This is a genomic window from Acinetobacter sp. yr461 (assembly GCF_900110445.1).
GTDB lineage: Bacteria > Pseudomonadota > Gammaproteobacteria > Pseudomonadales > Moraxellaceae > Acinetobacter > Acinetobacter calcoaceticus.
The window spans coordinates 26,700-40,657 of sequence record NZ_FODU01000022.1; the positions used below are offsets into that span (position 1 = coordinate 26,700).

The 13,958-nt window shown below is 40.8% G+C and carries 13 protein-coding genes; all 13 read right to left on the reverse strand.

Annotated elements, in window-relative coordinates; all coding sequences use genetic code 11:
- Positions 1–4: 4 nt before the first annotated feature.
- Positions 5–418, reverse strand: coding sequence for a YeeE/YedE family protein (locus tag BMW38_RS18060; protein WP_049836834.1), 414 nt, complete (start codon positions 416–418; stop codon positions 5–7).
- Positions 419–553: 135 nt separating this feature from the next.
- A complete protein-coding gene (locus tag BMW38_RS18065; protein ID WP_092710693.1) occupies positions 554–1,012 on the reverse strand; it encodes a DUF6438 domain-containing protein in 459 nt (152 codons plus the stop codon).
- Positions 1,013–1,661: 649 nt separating this feature from the next.
- Positions 1,662–4,091 carry a glucose/quinate/shikimate family membrane-bound PQQ-dependent dehydrogenase gene (locus BMW38_RS18070; protein ID WP_092710671.1) on the reverse strand — a complete coding sequence of 810 codons (2,430 nt, stop codon included), beginning with the start codon at positions 4,089–4,091 and terminating at the stop codon, positions 1,662–1,664.
- An 81-nt stretch (positions 4,092–4,172) separates the two neighbouring features.
- A complete protein-coding gene (locus tag BMW38_RS18075) occupies positions 4,173–5,492 on the reverse strand; it encodes a carbohydrate porin (protein WP_092710674.1) in 1,320 nt (439 codons plus the stop codon).
- A gap of 66 nt (positions 5,493–5,558) precedes the next feature.
- Entirely contained in the window at positions 5,559–7,010 is a 1,452-nt protein-coding gene (locus BMW38_RS18080; RefSeq protein ID WP_092710677.1) for a right-handed parallel beta-helix repeat-containing protein, read from the reverse strand.
- Between the two features lie 19 nt (positions 7,011–7,029).
- A complete protein-coding gene (gene aroD / locus BMW38_RS18085) occupies positions 7,030–7,857 on the reverse strand; it encodes a type I 3-dehydroquinate dehydratase (RefSeq protein ID WP_092710696.1) in 828 nt (275 codons plus the stop codon).
- Positions 7,858–7,927: 70 nt separating this feature from the next.
- Positions 7,928–8,557, reverse strand: a complete 630-nt coding sequence (gene pcaG / locus BMW38_RS18090) for a protocatechuate 3,4-dioxygenase subunit alpha (RefSeq protein ID WP_092710680.1) — start codon at positions 8,555–8,557, stop codon at positions 7,928–7,930.
- Between the two features lie 14 nt (positions 8,558–8,571).
- Positions 8,572–9,297, reverse strand: a complete 726-nt coding sequence (gene pcaH / locus BMW38_RS18095; RefSeq protein ID WP_003652026.1) for a protocatechuate 3,4-dioxygenase subunit beta — start codon at positions 9,295–9,297, stop codon at positions 8,572–8,574.
- Between the two features lie 10 nt (positions 9,298–9,307).
- Positions 9,308–9,721 (reverse strand): 4-carboxymuconolactone decarboxylase, encoded by a 414-nt coding sequence (gene pcaC / locus BMW38_RS18100; RefSeq protein WP_003652028.1) that lies wholly within the window; start codon positions 9,719–9,721, stop codon positions 9,308–9,310.
- A gap of 15 nt (positions 9,722–9,736) precedes the next feature.
- The gene (locus tag BMW38_RS18105) at positions 9,737–11,092 is read right to left on the reverse strand and encodes an MFS transporter (RefSeq protein WP_005040146.1); all 1,356 of its coding nucleotides are present in this window, start codon (positions 11,090–11,092) and stop codon (positions 9,737–9,739) included.
- Positions 11,093–11,134: 42 nt separating this feature from the next.
- A complete protein-coding gene (pcaD, locus tag BMW38_RS18110; protein ID WP_092710683.1) occupies positions 11,135–11,920 on the reverse strand; it encodes a 3-oxoadipate enol-lactonase in 786 nt (261 codons plus the stop codon).
- A complete protein-coding gene (locus BMW38_RS18115; protein ID WP_092710686.1) occupies positions 11,917–13,272 on the reverse strand; it encodes a 3-carboxy-cis,cis-muconate cycloisomerase in 1,356 nt (451 codons plus the stop codon). Before BMW38_RS18115 ends, pcaD begins: the two co-directional genes overlap by 4 nt.
- A 2-nt stretch (positions 13,273–13,274) precedes the next feature.
- Positions 13,275–13,958: acetyl-CoA C-acyltransferase (locus tag BMW38_RS18120; protein ID WP_139193552.1), on the reverse strand; the 684-nt coding region annotated here is incomplete at its 5' end.

Consider the following 13,958-nt stretch of genomic DNA (forward strand, 5'->3'; position numbering starts at 1 on the left):
AGGATTACCCCAACACATGACGAATGATATAAACAGTTAACATGCCAGCAAACATAAAAACTGCTGTCGCTATCATCGAGCGTTTTGATAACCTGCTCATGCCACAAATACCATGGCCACTTGTACAACCAGATCCTAGCCTTGTTCCAAAGCCAACAAGTACGCCTGCTAAAATAAGTGCAAATGTATTGGCTTTAATTTCAATTTCAGGCTGATAAAAATAGCCATATATGAAAGGTGTGATCACTAGTCCTGCAATGAACCAGAATGCAGAACTTTTAAAGGTGTCCTTAGTGGGATTTATGATTTGAGCAAGCAATCCACTAATTCCAGCTATACGACCATTTATATATAAATATCCAACTGTCGCGATGCCGAGTAACAAACCACCAAAAAAGGCATAGACAATATTTGACATATAACCACCCTTAACAATATATGTTTTTATAATCTGTATTATACGCTGATTCTTTTAGAAATACTTAAAATAAGACTCCCAACTATATAATTCTTCTTAACAAGAAAAAGCCCCAAGATTTTGGGGCTTTTATTATTAAATTAGATCTTTAATGCCTAATTGTTCAGGCAACTTTTCCATGACTTTATTCAATCTATTATTCGCAGGAGACATGCAACCTGTGTAATGGCTTAATTTTGTTTCCGTGCCATTTGGTTGAACCCAAGAAATGTAATAGCTAGACATATCGGTAGCGGTTTGCTGACATCCGCCAGTTTTCGCTTGTGTGCCTGTTTCTGGGCGATAAGTTTTTAAATCATCTGCAAGTTTTTGATAGTCTTTTACACTACCTTGAATTTCTTTAACGCCTATAGCTTTAGTATATTGTTTGCCCTCAAAGCGAATTAAACCCGTAGGTGCTACTTCTACTGAATAGATTGGGCATGCACCAAAGCATGGGCTAGAAGCATAACGAATAGTTTCTAGTGTATTCGGTGCTTGCTGAACAGATGCACAACCCATCAAAGCTAAACCAGATAAAGTTGCAAGAACCAAAAATCTCATCGTATCACCTATTATTATCAAGTAGCTTTAATTTATCAAATCATACACTTCTTGTCATTAAAGACTATTTTTTGTGATAGTTTTCTTTAATTGATATATTCTTGCTTAGGCTATTTTTATAATAATGAAATATTATGATCAAAATCGCATAAAAAAAGGCCCATCTTGCGATGGGCCTTAAGCCAATAAAAGCTTAAAATCCTGAAATACAAATTATTACTGGGTAGTAATAACCTGCGACGACCATTCTAACGTAATGCTATAAATTATATAAATATAATATAAATATATATTTACGCTTGTTTTTTCAACAAAAAAAACCTGATTTTTAAGTGTAATAAGTTAATAATGTTTATTTCTAATTAAAATTCACCATCTTAAGTTAAACAAAACTTAATAAACAAATGAGATTTATTTATAGGTAAAACATTGTGAAAAAATATCTAACAGTTCGACTATATCTAGTGTTCAAGCATTATCAATCTTTGGAATATTTTAGGTTTTGCAATAAGTTAAAGCACTTTTTTACTATTTGGTAAACCTATCTATTTAAAACAATACAACTTACTCCCAGGCTTTAATACAAAAAATATATTAAAGTTAAAGGCAAAAGAGAAATGCTCTCTTTTGCCTTATTGAATTATTGTTCTAAGCTATAAGCGACTACATAATCACCATGATCAGGAGACTGACGAGCTCCGCCTGCCGTAACAACTACATATTGTTTACCTGTTTTTGGTGAAACATAGCTGATTGGGGTTCCTTGGCTACCCACTGGCATGCGTGATTTCCACAGTTCTTTACCTGTAGATGAATCAAAAGCACGTAAGTAGTAATCTTGCGTTGCAGCGAAGAATACCAGACCACCTTGTGTTGCCATTGGTCCACCAATAGTTGGCATACCAATTGGTGCTTTTAAGCCCATTTTGATACCCATAGGTCCAGTATCCTGTACTGTACCAAGCGGTACTTGCCATGCGACTTGACGTGTTTTTAAGTCAATTGCGGTCATGGTACCAAATGGTGGTTTTTGACACGGAATGCTAAGAGCTGACATAAAGCGGTTTTTATTCACTTTATATGGTGTACCTTTCATTGGCACAGCACCCATACCCGTATTTACTTTCTCTCCACCACTCGCCTGAATCTTAATATCTTCAGGGGTTTGTTCTATTAACTGAATCCATAACCCAAGACGCATATCGTTTACGAACATATAGCGATGTGTCGGATCAAATGCAATGCTACCCCAGTTCATACCACCCAAAGAACCTGGGAAGCTTAATGAAACGTCAGTACCTGGTGCAGTAAATAAACCTTCGTAACGCATTGACTTGAAGTTAATACGGCACATGAGCTGATCAAACGGCGTTGCACCCCACATATCTGATTCAGTTAAAGTCTGATTACCAATTTGAGGCATTTCAACTGAACGTGGTTGAGTTGCGCTGTATTGCTCACCCGGAATATTTGCAGGCTTAACTGGCTGTTCAATCACCTTAGTTAATGGTTTACCAGTTACACGGTCAAGCACAAAGAATTGACCTGATTTGGTTCCAATAACAACAGCTGGTTTCGTCGTACCATCTTTTAATGGGAAGTCGACTAGGCTCGGTTGCATTGGCAAGTCAAAGTCCCATAAATCATTATGAACAGTTTGATATACCCACTTTTCTTTACCCGTTGTCGCATCAAGTGCTAAAACAGAAGTGTTATATTTATGATCTAAGGGATTACGGTTACCACCCCAAATGTCGACAGATGAGCTACCCATAGGTAAAAACACCGTATTCATTTGCGGATCATAAGACATTGCAGCCCAAGAGTTTGCCGAACTACGTTTATAAGTTTCACCCGGTTTAAGAACATAGTTAGGATCTGGATTACGTGCGTCAAATGCCCAGCGAAGTTTACCGGTAATCACGTCATAACCACGGATAACACCACCTGGCATATCTGCTGCTACGTTATCGGCAATACGGCTACCTACTACAATGGTTGTTCCAGCAATAGTCGGTGCAGAAGTCACTTCAAAACGTGGAGCTTTAGTTCCAGCTCCTAGACCTTCTAACAAGTCAACTGTTCCATTTACACCAAAATCAGCACAGCGCTGACCGTTATCTGCATTGACTGCAATTAAACGACCATCAGGTGTATTGGTATATAAACGACGAGGACATGCGGTATTGTTTGCAACTGGAGTTATTGCATTTGCACCAGCCAACGTTGGTTGTACAAGTGGCTTAGTCGAATCAAAGTATGCAACGCCACGGCAGCGCTCCCAAGCATCAGCTTTAGAATTCACTTCAGCTTTCCAGAGCTGTTTGCCTGAATCAGCATCGATTGCAAAAATGTTGTTATGTGGTGTACATAAAAAAACTTTATTTCCAACTTGTAGCGGGGTCATTTGGTCTTCAGCACCATTACCACTACCTGTTGTAAAATCACCCGTTCTAAAACGCCAAGCTTCTTTTAGTTTATGAACGTTATCTCGGTTAATTTGATCGAGAGCAACGAAACGACTACCACCTGCATCATTCCCATAGTTTTCCCAATTCACCTGTTTTTTAGCAGGGTCAACTGGTACTAAAGGTAATTTTTCACCTGAACTTGCTACTGTTGGATGCGGTTGGAACATTTGATAGAGCGCAATCAACATACCGACAACAACTAACCCACCAACTGCGTAAGATGAAGATGCCAAACCGCTTTGGAATTGGTAACGTCGAATTGCAGGTAAGGTAAATAACAATGCAGCAAAAAGACCAGCAGGAAACATTAACCGTGAGAATAACGGCCAGAATTCCCAACCTGCATCAATCAGCGACCAAATTACGGTGCCAACAAAAACAGCCGCAAATATCCAGACACCAAGTGCCTTTTTACGAAAAATACTAAATGCAGAAATGGTAATAAACAGCCCTGCGACGAGGAAATACCAAGATCCACCTAATGACACTAGCTTTCCACCGCCTACGATGTAAAAAACACCAGTAGCCAATAAAACTAGGCCTAATAGAAAACACCATATTTTGAATAAGATATGAAACTTAGAATCTGACTCAGACATAGATCCTACTCCACATATACTGAACACAATAGTTCAAGCATTTGGGCCAGTTAAACTATGTCTAACCAGCCATCAACATTGTTAAAAATTGACTTTTACGCTAAGACCAGCCACCCAAGCATCATCGACCGCTTTTACACCAGCAGGTTGATGGATATATTGAATGTTTGGACGTAACATAACGGCCGGAGACCATTGATAGGTATAGTTCAACTCGACATTTAGTTCGTCGTCTTGAATTGGAATATAGTCAGATGCAATCGCATCATAGCTATAGTATCCACGGCTTTCGTTTGTCGCGATCTGCTTATCTTTAGCACGATCATTGACCACATAATTGGCAATACCAAAACCAATCGAATCGTTTGGACGGCTATCAAACGGTCCTTTATACCAAAGTGCAATTTGTTGTGTACTTTGAACAAAGGTGGTTGCTTTATCATTTACAACACCGTTCAAGCTTACGTATAAACCACGTTTAGGGTCTTCACCTTTATGGGTAAGTTGTTGCTGAGCATTAATCCAGAAACTTTGTTTTCCGTCATGAACTTTGCCCGCAGTTTTAATGTCATTCGCTTCTGCGGTTGAATACAACGCCCCTACTTTATATTCACCCGGTAAGCCATTGAAAGTAGAAAGTTTTGGTTTCCAAGCAAGTTCAACTGGTATGGTCGCACCCTTCACGTTGTTCATATCCAGATTAAAGCCATCACTATTTGATTCGGTTTTAATATTGTCCGGATTGACTTCATAAACACCGACACCCAAAGTCCACTCAGGCGCAAACTGATATTTAACGTTTGTAGCCCAAATACCGACTGGCGAGTTATACCAAATTGAACCAATTGATTTTCCTAGCTGTCCACCGCAAAGCAATAAGTTCTGAAACTCACATTGAGAACTATTAAAATCCTCTGACATACCCATACGACCGAATTTGACCTGTACTGTATTATCAGCAAAACCCTTTTTCACCCATGCCTGAGATAAACGCCAGATTTTACCGCGACCATAAATCTCTTGAGCATTGCCCAATTGGCTAGAACGCGGGTCTTTAATACGCTCGAGAGTTAATGCATTCCCGTCACGTTTAGTCACGACTAGGCTCGCTGTTGTATCTTTCCATCCAGCAATTTTTTCTAAGTCGAAGTTTGCACCTAAAGAAAGTTGTGCAGCATTTTCAAAAGTATTGCTGTCGTTGTAACCACCATCTAAATTTGTGGCAGCTTGGCTCATAATAGAAGCTGTAAATTTATAACCCTGTTGCTCTAGTTGCTGACGCTCACCATTCCATTCGCCAAGCAACCATTGACGGTCTTGTGACCACGGCTCATTCGCAAGCGCAAATTGGCTACCCAATACAGCGATTGTTAATACACTCAGTTTCATTAAATTCGGCATTTTAAGTCCCTTTTATCATTTCTATATTTCTATGCTGCGCCTCAGTTTGAAGCGCTTTCCTTATTGTTATTTAACACTTGTAAAACCAAGCTCAGAAGTCGTACCAAAACGATCAGTGATATTCGCTGTAATTGAGGCAACTTTTACAGTTGGCTTCCAATTTGCTTTTGCGATTCCTTGTGCATCTGTAGCAACTGTTATTGCCCCTAAATATTGCTCAGCTTCTTTTGATGCCGCATTTTGATTACCAAAAAATTCAACTTGGTAACGTTGATTTGGTAAACCATTAACTTCTACCGCAACTGAACCTTTATTAGCAGTTAATTTAGGAGCTTTAATACCCTGATTAGGTTGAGCATTACAGCCTTGTTCATTTGGTTGAGTACATGTTTTTTGTTGTTTAGATGGATCAACAACTACACCACCACCACGAGAACCTACAAATCCTTCGTGCTCAAGTGCAGGTACACCAAATACAATTGCTCCTAAACGCTGATTCGGTACACATGAACCACCAGCTTCACAACGTTTAATATCTTTACCATTGTCCCAAATCAGGTTTTTAGTCAATGTAATTTTTGCATTTGCATCTTTTTCCGAACGAATCGCGACCCCAATACGGTTACCATGAACTCTGTTGCTATCGAGAATGTTGCCATCGCCTGTCATGTTAAAACCAATCGAGTTATTGGTCATTTCGTTGTAGGCAATATAGTTACGCTTACCCCAGTTAATCTGTAAGCCATCCGAATAGTTTTCGAATTTATTACCAACTACGGCATTGTCATTACCCCACAAAATTTCAATACCTTGTGATGGTTCTGGGTTTGCTTTAGTTGAAACAAAATGGTTATTTGCAATCAGGTTAAAAGCAGCACCGCGGGTTAGTTCTAAACCATCGCCATTGTCTTGGAAGATGTTGTCTAAAACTTTGTTGTTATTGGTGGTTGTCGCAGTTGGATTACCTTGACCATCATCACCAGTAAGCATGACACCAGCACCACCGTAGTTATTGCTAATACGGTTGTGCTGAATGAGATTATTGCTTGAACGGTTGATCAATACACCAATACAGAAACGATGAATATCTAGACCTTTTAACGTAACGTTATTTACATCGCGTAGTACTAAGCCCGGTAAAGTCATCGTACGCACATTGGTCCCATACTGTTCAGGGTTTGCGCCTGGGCAAGCTTTCGCACCTTCGCCTTTAATATAGTTTGAACCATCGATCGCGATATATTCACCAGTTTTATCCCACTGCGTACCAATGATTTTGACCGGTGCTTTAATCTCAGGAAGCGCGCTGTTTAATTTGATCGCATAAGGTGCTTTGCCCACTGCCTGAATCAAGATTTCACTCGCATCGGCTGGGTTAGCATTGGCTTGCTCAATTGCCCAACGTAAAGAACCTTTGTTGCTGTCGTCCTGATAACGGTCAACAACATAAGTCTGCGCAGCAGCTACACCTGAAACCATCAAACCTAATGCAAGAGTAGTTAAACGTAATGTATTCATTTCATCATGTCCTTATGATTTATGGATTTGTTGGTTGAACGGTTTTTAAAATATGTTTGAGCTTAGTCACATCAATTTGCCCCGGTGCAGACGCTTCACCAATCATGCCAAAGCTATAACTTCCGCCCATATTGGCTGTCGCAACACGAGAGATCGTCCCTAACTGCCCCATTGACATGGTCAATAAAGGTTTAGTGGTTTGCTGACTTACTTTTAAAGTCGCGTTCATTAGAGCGAAAACGTCTTGTTTAGATTTTGGCATTACTGCAATTTTGAGAACATCTGCCCCCATCTGATCTTGCTTTAACAAGCGCTTTTCAATTTCATCTTGGCTTGGTGTTTTCTGAAAGTCGTGATTAGACATCACAACCAATACTTTCTTTTGATGTGCTTTTTGAACAATTTCTGAAACTACTTTTTGATCACGGAACATTTCAACGTCTAACCAGTCCATGAAAGGATTTTTTAAGTAAGCCTGATAGGTCTTACCATAATCCACATCACTAATTTCAAGTTGACCACCTTCGTTTTTAGTACGAATTGTGGCAATCATTGGCTTATTGCCTAAGATCTTTTTTAATTCGTGACCTAACGCAATCACTTGTTTTGTATCACTAGCAAAACTCAATAAATCGATACGGAATTCTGCCAAATCAGCATCTGCCGTATTTGCAATGACTTGAGCTTGTGCCAAAGCTTGTTCTTTAGTTTTTGCAGTAATCGGAACAATCGTTTTAACAGCTGTAGTAGCAGCCTGAGTTTGAGCAGCTAAAACGACAGGTTCAGCATTCACCTGCGCTGTAAAACATGGAAGTGCAAGCAAACTTAAGCTTAATAATGTTTTCATGTTCATATCATTCATCCTTGAAAAAGGCTACACGCATCCATGGGCGATCATGTGTAGCCTTAGGTGTTTCTTAAATATCAAAAAATACAGTTTCGTCATCGCCTTGAATACGAATATCAAAGCGGTAAACAACTTCACCATTTTCCTCTGAACGTTTCGCAATAAGTGTTTGACGACGTGGTGCCCATTCAATGCTATTTAAAATCGGGTCATTAGCATTTGCTTCAGCTTCATCTTCAAAATAAACACGCGTATTAAGACCTAAGTTAATACCACGAGCAAAAATCACTAAAGCAATATGAGGCGCCTGAGTTGAACCTTTACGCCCCGCAGTTGCACCCGGTTTAATGGTATTGAAACTCCAAATACCCGTTTCAAAGTCTGCACCAGTACGGCCCCAACCTTGAAAAGCTGGGTCAGCTTTTTGCTCACGTGTATCAGCCTGACTTGGGTAAATACCATTTGCATCGGCCTGCCAAATTTCGATAAGCACATCGCGTAGAGGTAAACCCAACCCGTCAAATACTTGCCCTTCAAGACGGATACGCTGGCCCTGGGTCTGGTCTTGTACAAGCTGGTTATTAAAGTTGTTTTCAAAAACTTCGATATTTGCTTGTTGTGGTAACAAACCAATGTGAACGTAAGGACCACCCGTTTGAGATGCAGTTTCTTTTAATTCCTGAAAATTCCAGTTATTCATGCTAAGGCTCCTGATTAAGTCAATTCGTTTTCGAAGTAAGTCGCTCGACGTCCACGTAAAGTGATGTCAAAGCGGTAACAACGGCTATCAGCTTCGATAAAGTTGTTTTTATCTTCTAGTGCAATGAGTGCACGACGTTGATCTTCAGAAGGAATGGTTTTTAAAATCGGACAAGAGTCGATTAAAGTATCACCTTCAAAATAAAACTGTGAAATCAGACGCTGAGCCCAACCATCAGCAATTAAAGAGAAATGAATATGTGCCGGACGCCATTCATTAATACGGTTACGCCACGGATATGGACCCGGTTTAATGGTACGGAAAATATAAAAACCATTTTCATCCGTTAATGTACGACCACAACCACCGAAGTTAGGGTCCATGGCGCCAATAAATTTATCGTTTGGATGACGGTAACGACCTGAAGCATTGGCTTGCCATACTTCTAAAAGCGCATTTTTTACAGGACGACCAAATTGATCACGAACATAGCCATGAACAATGACACGCTCACCAATTGGCAAACCATCTTTGGCATAGTTCAGAATCAAATCGTTATCTTTTGGACCGAACAGATTTGAAGAAAAATGCGGTGCAGTGACTTCAGTTAAAGTCTCGTTAATAGAGATCAATGCATTTTTTGGCGAACGTAATACACTTGTTTTATAACCTGGCGTATACGCTGGTGGATGATCATCTGTATTACGTTGGGCGTAAGCACCCCAGCTATGTTGTGACATCTTTATCTCCTTAATCCTGTTCTTTCGCTGCAACTGGGCTTACTTCTATCCCCAATTCTTTAAAGACTTCTTCAGCCATATGCATTGCAGCGTTTGCAGCAGGTAAACCTGCATAGAGTGAGCTATGTAAGATCAACTCTTTTAAATCTTCTTTAGTTACACCGTTGTTGAAGCAAGCACGTAAATGCATGCGTAGTTCATCTTCGCGACCAAGCGCCAATAAAATTGCGATAGTCACTAAACTACGTGTGTGACGTGGCAAGCCTGGACGAGACCACACCTCACCCCATGCGTAACGGCTAATAAAATTTTGAAAATCTTGGTTAAAGTCATTTAAGTTCTGCAAAGACCGACCAACATGCTTTTCACCTAAAACTTCAGTCCGCACTTCAATGCCTTGTTTATAGCGTTGTTCATCATTCATTGTGATAGACCTCCATTAAGTTGCATCGGTATGCGCAACAAGTGATTTAACAAATACAGCAACAGCCGCAGCAGTCGCTGGAATCAGTAATAAACTGAGAATGGCAGTAAACGACCAATCATTACCGAGTAATACGGCACCAATCCAAGCACCAAATACTGCACCAAAACGTCCAATACCTGTCATCCAAGACACACCCGTTGCACGGCATTGGGTTGGATAGAAACGTGCACTTAAAGCTGGCATTGAAGATTGCGCACCATTAATTGCGATACCTGCACAAAGCACCAATACAGCAAGTAAAGTTGAATTTCCTAAGCTTTGACCGACAGCAATCGCAAATAGACCTGCAGCGAAGTAGAAAATAGCAATCACTCGGTTCGGGTTGAATTTGTCCATCGCCCAACCAATAAACAATGCACTCACCACACCACCAAACTGGAACAATCCACCAATAAATGCAGCACGCTCCATTGAGGCACCTGTTTCACGCATGAGTGTTGGTAACCAGCTTGTAAGCAAGTAAACAACAACCAATCCCATGAAATAGGTCAACCAAAGCAAAAGTGTTCCTTTCGCATATGGTTTAGAAAACATAATTCCAAAAACATTTTTCTTTTGAGCTGTTTCAGTTTTCTCTTCTGGAACATAAAAAGTGCTAACGTCTTTAACTTGAGTTGGCGCAATATGATTTAAAATTTTGCGTACTTTCTCTGGGTCTTTACCTTTAACAATTAAAAAGCGATAAGACTCTGGTAAAACGAAAATCACTAAAATCATTAAGATCAGAGGTGACCAGCCACCCAGCAAAAATAGACTGTGCCAACCGTAAGTCGGAATGAGCCAGCTACTAATAAAGCCACCTGTTGCCATACCTAAGTTGTAGCCACAGAACATACATGTCACCAATAGTGAACGAATGCGTGTTGGACAATATTCAGAGAATAATGTTGTGGCATTTGGCATAGCTGCACCCAGCCCAATACCTGTCAAAAAGCGCAATACAACAAGGCTATCCAGATTTGTTGCATAGGCAGATGCCAAGGTAAAACCACCAAAAATAAGCATTGAAACGGCCAAAACAATTTTGCGACCAAAACGGTCAGCTGTCGGGCCAGAAACCAAAGCTCCAATAATCATTCCACCAAGTGCAGCACTCATGACTGGGCCTAACTGAGAACGATCAACGCCCCAGTCCTGAGCCAAAGCTGGAGCGATAAAGCCCATTGCAGCAGTATCGATCCCATCAGTAAAAATAATTAAGAAACAGATGATTGCGATCATCCATTGATACTTACTGAGTGGAGCATCATTAATCAGTGCTTGAGCATCGATACTTTTGTTTGGTGCAGCGTAATCCTGAGACGCCATATTTGCCTCCTTAAGGCCAATTCCTTTTAAATCACTAAGCTATTAGATTTGCTGAATAAACCTAGTCAATTCCTGAGTAAATCTTTGTGGTTGTTCAATATTAGAAAGATGAGATGCTTCCAATTTTGCAAGTTGGCTATTGTTGATAGCACGCTGCATAAACTCAGCATCTGCTACTGTAGTCACCGGATCATATGTCCCTGCAACCAGCAGTACCGGAATCTGGATTTGTGCAATTTCATCTCTTAAATCGGCATGTGCTAAAGCACGACATGCATTGGCATAACCTTGTGCTGGTGTGTTTGCGAGACTTTGAATCGTCGTTTGTGCAACCACATTATGTTGATAGTCAAATTTTTCACTGAACCAGCGGGTATGCGTGGTTTTAACCAATTCAGCTAAACCATTTTGTTCTACAGACTCGGCGCGGCTTAACCAAGCATCAGCTTGACCAATTTTAGCTGCCGAGTTCGCTACAGTAATGCTGTGAAAGCGCTCTGAGTAATGAATACCTAACCAAAGCCCTGTAATTCCACCCATTGAAATGCCACAAAAATGAGCTTTTTCAACATTTAAGGCATCTAAAATATCAACAATATCTTCTGCTAAGTTTTGCAATGTGGTGTCGCTAATTACATCACTTTCACCATGGCCACGTGCGTCATATGTAATGACATTAAAATGACTTTTTAATTCATTTAACTGTGGCTGCCACATCCCATGGTCTGTTCCTAACGAATTAGAAAACACAAGCACAGGAGCATCTTTTAACCCTTCAGTGTAAACAGCTAACTGTTTACCTTGGCGATTGCTAATAGTCTGTTTCACTTTGACTCTCCTTGTGCTTCTTGCAAAACAGCATCAATTTGAGCCTGAATGTTGCCCAAATAGTTTTCTGCTTTAAATATTTCCAAAATTTCTGTTTGACTAAAATGTTCTTTTACTTCATCTAACTCGCTAACGACATCGCATAAATGCTGGTTTTGTGCCACTGCTGTTTTACACGCAGCTTCAACCAAATGATGAGCATTTAAACGACCAATTTTTGGAGCAAGTGCCATCATCACAGCTTCTGCCATAATCAACCCATTGGTACATTCAAGGTTCTGTTGCATATGCTCAGCATTAACTTCAAAACCTTGTAAAACTTCACCAGTACGACTTAACGCTCCAGCACAAAGCTGAAAAATTTCAGGGATTGCCAGCCATTCTGCATGCCATGCACCTAAGCTACGTTCGTGTTCCTGCACCATGCTTTGATAGATACTAGACATAAGTGCTGGTACACGATTTGCTGCTGCCAATACTGAAGCTGCTGCCACTGGATTACGTTTGTGTGGCATGGTTGATGAACCACCACGACCTTTTGCAGTTGGCTCAAACAATTCAGCAATTTCTGTTTGCATCATGAGTGACCAGTCACGCGCCATCTTGCCTGTGTTCCCAACAATCATGCCGAGTACACTTGCGATTTCTACAATACGGTCACGCTCACCATGCCACGTACTTGTTGGAACACTCAAATTCAGCTGTTTAGCAAATGCACTGACCACAAGTGAACCTTGATCTTGCAAAGAAGCTAATGAACCCACAGCACCACCTAACTGAGCAGTGAGTACACGTGGTTTCATTGCTTGTATACGGTCCAAATCACGTTTAAATGCAGAAGCCCAACGTGCAAGCTTATGTCCTAAAGTAATTGGCAAAGCTTGCTGTAACCATGTACGCCCAATCATGACCTGATGGCGATATTGTTTCGCTTGTTGTAATGCAGTGGTGTAACACTGTTGAAGTTGTGCTTCCACAATGTTCAACGCATCACGGCATTGCAAAACACATGCTGTATCTAAAATATCCTGACTGGTTGCGCCCCAATGCACATAGCGTGAAGCATCTTCATCGACATCTTTAACAATTGCTGTAAGTTGTTTTACAAATGGAATTGCGATATTTCCTGCTAAGCCAGTTGCAACTGCTAAAGCTGGAAAGTCAAACTTTTCTAGTGCTTGTTCAGCCACTTGTGCAATTGTATTAGCCGCATTTTGAGGAATCACACCAACTTGTGCCTGTGCTTGAGCTAACGCAGCTTCAACCTGAATCATGTATGTGATTAAAGATGAATCACTAAAGATGTCAGTGACGTCTTTTTGATAAAACAAGCTGGCATATAACTGGCTCATGATTAGACTCTCTCAATAATGAGTGCAATACCTTGTCCCACACCAATACACATTGAACATAAGGCATAACGACCGCCTGTTTGTTCAAGCTGGTTTAAGGCTGTAGTGACTAAGCGTGCACCTGACGCACCAAGTGGATGACCCAAAGCAATTGCACCACCGTTCGGATTGACCTTGTTGCTATCATCTGGCAAGCCTAAATCACGGGTCACTGCCAAAGCCTGTGCCGCAAAAGCTTCATTGAGCTCAATTACATCCATCTGATCTAAAGTCAGGTTGGCTTGTTTAAGAAGCTTTTTGATTGCTGGCGCCGGAGCAAAACCCATAATGCGTGGTTCTACACCCACCGCTGTTGAAGCAATGATCTTGGCACGTGGTTTTAGGTTGTAAGCTTGGACTGCATCATCAGAAGCAATGAGTAGAGCCGCAGCACCATCGTTAATACCTGAAGCATTACCCGCAGTTACACTACCATCTGCTTTTACAACGGGTTTAAGTTTGCTTAAAGCTTCAAGTGTAGTTGATGCACGTGGATGTTCATCGGTGTCAATCACAACAGCATCCCCTTTACGCTGAGGGATTTCAACTGCCACGATTTCTTTAGAAAAAAAGCCTTTGGCTTGCGCGCTTGCGGTGCGTTGTTGGCTCACCAAGGCAAACTGGTCCTGATCTGCACGATTGACGTT

Coding starts and splice junctions, on each gene's coding strand:
- BMW38_RS18070 (WP_092710671.1), bottom strand. CDS start 4,091: ATGTCTGAGTCAGATTCTAAGTTTCATATCTTATTCAAAATATGGTGT.
- pcaG (WP_092710680.1), bottom strand. CDS start 8,557: ATGAATAACTGGAATTTTCAGGAATTAAAAGAAACTGCATCTCAAACG.
- BMW38_RS18105 (WP_005040146.1), bottom strand. CDS start 11,092: ATGGCGTCTCAGGATTACGCTGCACCAAACAAAAGTATCGATGCTCAA.
- pcaC (WP_003652028.1), bottom strand. CDS start 9,721: ATGAATGATGAACAACGCTATAAACAAGGCATTGAAGTGCGGACTGAA.
- pcaH (WP_003652026.1), bottom strand. CDS start 9,297: ATGTCACAACATAGCTGGGGTGCTTACGCCCAACGTAATACAGATGAT.
- BMW38_RS18115 (WP_092710686.1), bottom strand. CDS start 13,272: ATGAGCCAGTTATATGCCAGCTTGTTTTATCAAAAAGACGTCACTGAC.
- BMW38_RS18080 (WP_092710677.1), bottom strand. CDS start 7,010: ATGAATACATTACGTTTAACTACTCTTGCATTAGGTTTGATGGTTTCA.
- BMW38_RS18075 (WP_092710674.1), bottom strand. CDS start 5,492: ATGCCGAATTTAATGAAACTGAGTGTATTAACAATCGCTGTATTGGGT.
- aroD (WP_092710696.1), bottom strand. CDS start 7,857: ATGAAAACATTATTAAGCTTAAGTTTGCTTGCACTTCCATGTTTTACA.
- BMW38_RS18060 (WP_049836834.1), bottom strand. CDS start 418: ATGTCAAATATTGTCTATGCCTTTTTTGGTGGTTTGTTACTCGGCATC.